The organism is Maribacter sp. (genome assembly GCF_039968975.1).
Lineage (GTDB): Bacteria > Bacteroidota > Bacteroidia > Flavobacteriales > Flavobacteriaceae > Maribacter.
The window spans coordinates 1-5,581 of record NZ_JBDVOT010000210.1 but is presented as its reverse complement, the minus strand read 5'-3'; the positions used below and the strand labels follow the sequence as shown (position 1 = coordinate 5,581).

The following is a 5,581-nucleotide window of genomic DNA, read 5'->3' as shown; positions in this document are numbered from 1 at the left end:
CGCGCTTTGGGTTTTCTAAACCAACAAATTTGGGAATCTTGACACCTTCTGTCGCAGAAGTGAGAATTCGTTTTTTAAGATGAGGAAGTTCTGCTAGAATTTCACTCATTTCTTCTTCAAAGCCAACTTCTAGTGACTTATCAAACTCATCAAGAACTAATGTTTTAATATGGTCTTTGGTGAAACGATCGGCCATGAAATGGTCTAAAATTCTACCAGGTGTACCAATTAAAATAGCAGGAGTATGCTTTAGTTCTATTTTATCTTTTGACATTGCTCTACCGCCGTAAATGGCATTCACCTTAAAACCAGTACCCATATTACGAATAACCTGTTCTATTTGAATTGCCAATTCTCTGGAGGGAACCAATATCAATGCCTGAACTTCAGGATTATTATGGTCTAAAAATTCTAAAACCGGTAAAAGAAAAGCTAACGTTTTTCCTGTACCGGTAGGAGATAATAATATGGTATTGTTTGATGAAGAGATGGTGTCTAATGCACTCACTTGCATCGGGTTCAACGCATCAATATTCAATTTTGATAAAATCTCTTGTTGATTTTTCATGCGTTTCTTATAACCATTAAATTATACGATTATGCTTCTTGAAGCTCTCGTTTAGATTTTCTGTAAAGGTAATTTGGGAATATTGTTCTTTTTGCAAATCTATTCAACTTGTTAGCGTTGATCATTTTTTGAAAAATTGGTTTCGTAACACCAAAATATTCATAAGTAGCACCATCAACAAAGGTTACTTCTAAAACCAAACCGTTATGCTGAAAATCTGCAATACCAGATAAAACTGATAGATTATATTCTTCCTTATTGCCCTCTTTAGTTTCAGGAGCAATACTTACTAGAAAGTGGTAACCGTCAATGATGCGACGACTTTGAACTTCTGCTTCTTCTTTTTTCTCATCACCGTCTTGAAATTTGTCTGGGTGCCATTCCTTTACCAAACCTCTATATGTAGACTTAAGTGCTTTAAGTTCAATTTCTTTCTCAACTCCAAAGAGTTTCTTGTATTCATTAATACGCTTCATAATGCAGCTTTTTTGCGGGTGCAAAACTACATCTTTATTTTGACGTGAAAGCTTGAAATTCAGTAATAAAAGAAAATATTCACTTGATGATCAAGATTTAAAAGCTTTGATGCCTTCCTGATGGTCAGCCAGGCATCGAATTGTGTATAAATTTTAAATCAATGCTTCGCGATCTTGCATTGAGATTGTTTATTAACGGTAATCATTTGTTACTCATTTCTAAGACCTTTTTCAAGTACAGACTTAATACCTGCAAGATTTTCTGAAAACTCCATCATCTGTGAAAGTACTTGAGCCATTTCATTGGCATTACCAAACCCTTTTAGCTTATTGTTCTTAACAAATTGTTCTTTTATAGCGCTCCAACGAGAATCCTCTTCAGTCGTTAGGTTGCCAATAAGTTCATTGTATTTTAATAAGTTGGCTTCTGCAGAACCAGTTAATGTCTGGGCTTCATTTTCATAATGCGAACGCAAAAGCGTATTCAACTCTCTTTCGTTCATTATAGGTACAATTTGTGCAACCAATTTATTCATGTCTCTATAAGACCCCTGAAGCTTGAACGAAGGCTCTGTTCTGTACTCATCTTGCATAGCTGCACTTTTAATGTACGTAGCGTTAACCTTTAGCAATACATCTCTTACCTTAAGTACTTTTTCAAGTACCTTTTTGTATTCTTCTACTTCTTGACTAGAGTGATTACCTATAAGTTGCCCTTCATCAGACTTTGATTCAATTTGTTCAACTAGGGTATAAACATCGTCAAATTCTTTACTTGCCAATTGTTGTAAAATAGGATTTGCAGTAAGTGAATTTTCTACTAAACTTAATCTAAATAAATGCTCTGTTTCACCAATAATATCACCAAGGTTGTAAATATCTGCACGGTTGGCCAACATATCTGGAATCTGGAATTTCTCTCCACTTTCCGTATATGGGTTACCCGCCATAATTACGCAGAATTTTTTACCACGTAAATCATACGTTTTTGGTTGCCCTTCGTAAACACCTTCTATTTTACGTGTACCATCTGATAGGGAAATGAATTTCTGAAGAAACTCTGGATTACAATGCTGAATATCATCAATATATAGCATGACATTATTCCCCATTTCAAAAGCAAGATTCAGCTTTTTAAGTTCTTCTCTTGCGGCACTATTCTTGGCAGAAGCAGGATCAACATTGGTTACTTCATGACCAATTGCAGGACCATTGATTTTCACGAATATTAGACCTAGGCGATTAGCAATATATTCCATCAAAGTAGTTTTACCGTAACCTGGTGGAGATATTAAAAGTAGCATACCCATTCTGTCTGTACGTTTGTTAGCCCCTACCGTGCCTAATTGCTTTGCTAGATTATTTCCAAAAATTGGAAGATACACTTCATCAATTAACTTATTTCGAACAAAAGAAGTAAGTACTCTTGGTTTAAATTCTTCTAGCTTTAAATCGGTTTTTAATTTCTCTGTAATATCTAGTTTGGTCTTTTTGAACTTTAAAAATGCTGGTACTTCGTCTAAAACAAATAAGTTTAATCTAGATACAAAATCATGGTAGTTAAATGAATAGACACCTTCAACTATAGTTCCATGAGAACCTCTAAGATCTTTTAAAACCTCGTTAGGTGAAACAGCCTTGATTTTTGAAGCAGATTCATCTCTGAACAAAAGTGCCGACACAATTTCATTTTCATACCTATTAAGATTGATAGAGGTATCAACATCTTTTTTAGATTTTAAAAACGCGCCAACCCATTGTTTTGCCAACCTAACTTTAGTTTCAAGGTCACCGGCATCTTCAACACTTTTCTTAAACTTCAGATCCGCTTGTTGAGACTTTAAAAGTTTAAAAAAATCATCTTTCAGTTGAATAGCAAAACTGCTGAATACAAACTCTGAGTCAGATTTTAATTCTTCAAACAGATATTCGGCAATATCTGTACTCAAAACTGCATCAAAAAGCTTCGTTTCTTCTGCGAAACTTTCTATTTTATATGTTAATTCTTCAATTATTGAAGCATACTCTTTAGATTCTGGAAAATATTGTAGAACCTCACCTGCGGATTTTAAACCTTTATCTAGCTCATTTCTAACATCGTCCTCTAAATCATTCCAAAAAAATTGAGCATATCCTCTAATTTCTGGTCGGTAAGTAAGCAAGTCTAATTCATGATGTTTATGTACTAAGAGTTTTAGTATGCGCGAAGCATCTACATCATGAACACCCTTAATATAACCTTCGGAATAATCATTTCTACTTTGTTCTTGAACAAGTTTCAACAATTCTTCTTCACTTAATGGAAGTAAATCTTCTTCTGTGAATTTTGAAAATAATTTATAGGCTAAATATGCGGCACGATAAATATCATCTGTTTCTGAAACGTACTCTTGATTCCATAAGTGTCTGTTCTTTACAAATTCTTCATTGTTCAGAACCTTATAAAAATCAGTGCCCGTTAAATGATAATTTAGTTCGTTATCATGAAAAACAATAGTTAAGTCTAACTGCTGCTTGTTAACTCCGAATTTGTGTTTTCCCAATCTAATAACACTGTCACCGTCTTCGTAAAGGTCTAATTTGTCCTTTAATTTTCTAAGAGCATCTTCTCTAGCGGTCTTTAATTGGGTTTCAATTTCTTCGGCTTTACCGCTATCATCGAGCTCTTGTAATTGCGCAATGATATCTCGAAGTTTATTGATCATTAAATCTGAAGCAAAATAACCGTTGATTTCTACTGCAGAATTAAAACTCTGTGCCTTTTTTTGAACACCTTTTAGTATTCTACTAGAAGCGTTGGCCAGCGCACTAGACTTTTTGTTTCTTTTTTCGATTAAAGAGTTTTTTCTAGCATCAAAAGCAGCGTAGACTTCTTCTCTTTTTTCAATAATGGTTTCAATAAATTCTTCAAAATCAGTGAATTTACCTTCTAACTCTTCTAGTTGAATAGATGTTTTGGTTTGGTATTCATCACACTTTTCTGGTGTAGACGCCATATCCAAGTAATTGATGATACTTTGATCGATCAATTTTAGTTGTGCGGCAAATTCAGCTTTGGCTTCAGAAATACCAAGAGAATTTCTCTTGTTTTTCAATGCAGCCTTAAGCTCGTTTATGGTAGAGAAAATCAATGAAATATCATCGATTATTTTTGTAGAATGAGCTGTATCCTCAATCTCTAAATTTGAGACAATATCAATAAGCATTTCAAGATCGATACTGATCTCATTTATTTCAGCTTCTTTTTCTTTAGCCTCTATAACCTTTTCAACGGTAGCTATAAATTCCTTTTTGTCCCTTAGTGCATCATGGTAAGGTTGTAATGCATTCGGGTTCAATAAAAATTGAACACAACGCTCAGATATTTTCTTGGTCTGTTCCGCTATTTGCTCTTCAAGTACCTCTAGGTATTCTAAATCAATATACCTCACTTCTTTCAGTGAAATAGCCTCGCCTCTAATAGATCGTAATTTTGTAAGCAACGTCACAAACTCGTCAATACTCTTAAAAGAAGTGCTCTTGATTTTATTAAATAACTCTTCTGAATTTTGTTGAATCAGCTTGGTTTGATTCTGAGCATTTTTTCGAAGTTGTACTACTTTTTCAAACTCATCAATAGCAGCATTTGAAGCCTTGTTGATTTCTTCAATTGGTTCATTTAATTGATGTGTTTCTGGCTCTGGTAACCAATAATAGGCATCTAAAATGTCTTTAGAGAACTTTGCAATATCACTATATAGACCTGCGTAATTGTCGTTTTTGTTCAATAGCGTAATTAAGCCATTGACCTCTGCCATAGCCTTTACAATATCTTTGTTACCTATTTTGTATAATAAGGTATCCTCATGTTGAGAAGGTACATAATCACCTTTTAAATACGGTGTTTGCCAAATTTGAACCACATGGTGTTTGGTCTGTTCTTGCTCTGTTTTAAAGTAGCAAAGCTCACCATTTTCCAATATTGTAAATCCGTTACAAATGATAGGAGTTTTTATAACCTGACTTATAATATTATAAGACATTAGATTATAAAGCCCTTCAACTGCAGAATAAAAAACATAGAGAAAATCTTCACCGTTAGGTGAAATAATACGTTCTTGAAATTTTACATTTGGAATGGAGCTATCAAAGATATGATACTCCCCCGTTTGCAAATAATATCCCGTAGGGAAAATGATTCCCTGGTCATCTGGCAGTAAAATACACGCATCTTTAACCGAGTCTATTTTTTGAACCTCTCTCATTTTGTCATTAAAAACAAAATAGCGAGGAGATTCTTGAAATGGTTTTATTTCTAGTACCAATAGATTGCCTAAATCTCCAAAACGATACTGACCATCATCTAAAGTCTGATCAACATATTCTACAGGTTCATCTAAAATACCTTTACCTTCTGCGGTATTATCCTCAATTTTTATGGTAAGGTCACCACCAATAGTTTCCACAAAAACCCTGTCTTTGATAGAAACGTGAGAATGCTCACCATAACGGTGCATATCTCTAGTAGCTTCTTGCCATTTAAATTCTTGCTGAACAG

The 5,581-nt window shown here is 34.2% G+C and carries 3 protein-coding genes; all 3 read right to left on the bottom strand.

The features are described from left to right. Positions 1-568, bottom strand: a 568-nt coding sequence (locus tag ABJI11_RS14150; RefSeq protein ID WP_348353539.1) for a DEAD/DEAH box helicase, incomplete at its 3' end; no start/stop codon positions are given. 29 nt (positions 569-597) lie between these two features. Then, on the bottom strand, positions 598-1,044 hold the full coding sequence (locus ABJI11_RS14145; protein ID WP_348353536.1) for a KTSC domain-containing protein: 447 nt from the start codon (positions 1,042-1,044) through the stop codon (positions 598-600). Between the two features lie 209 nt (positions 1,045-1,253). Further along, positions 1,254-5,581, bottom strand: a 4,328-nt coding sequence (locus tag ABJI11_RS14140; protein WP_348353533.1) for a DNA repair ATPase, incomplete at its 5' end; no start/stop codon positions are given.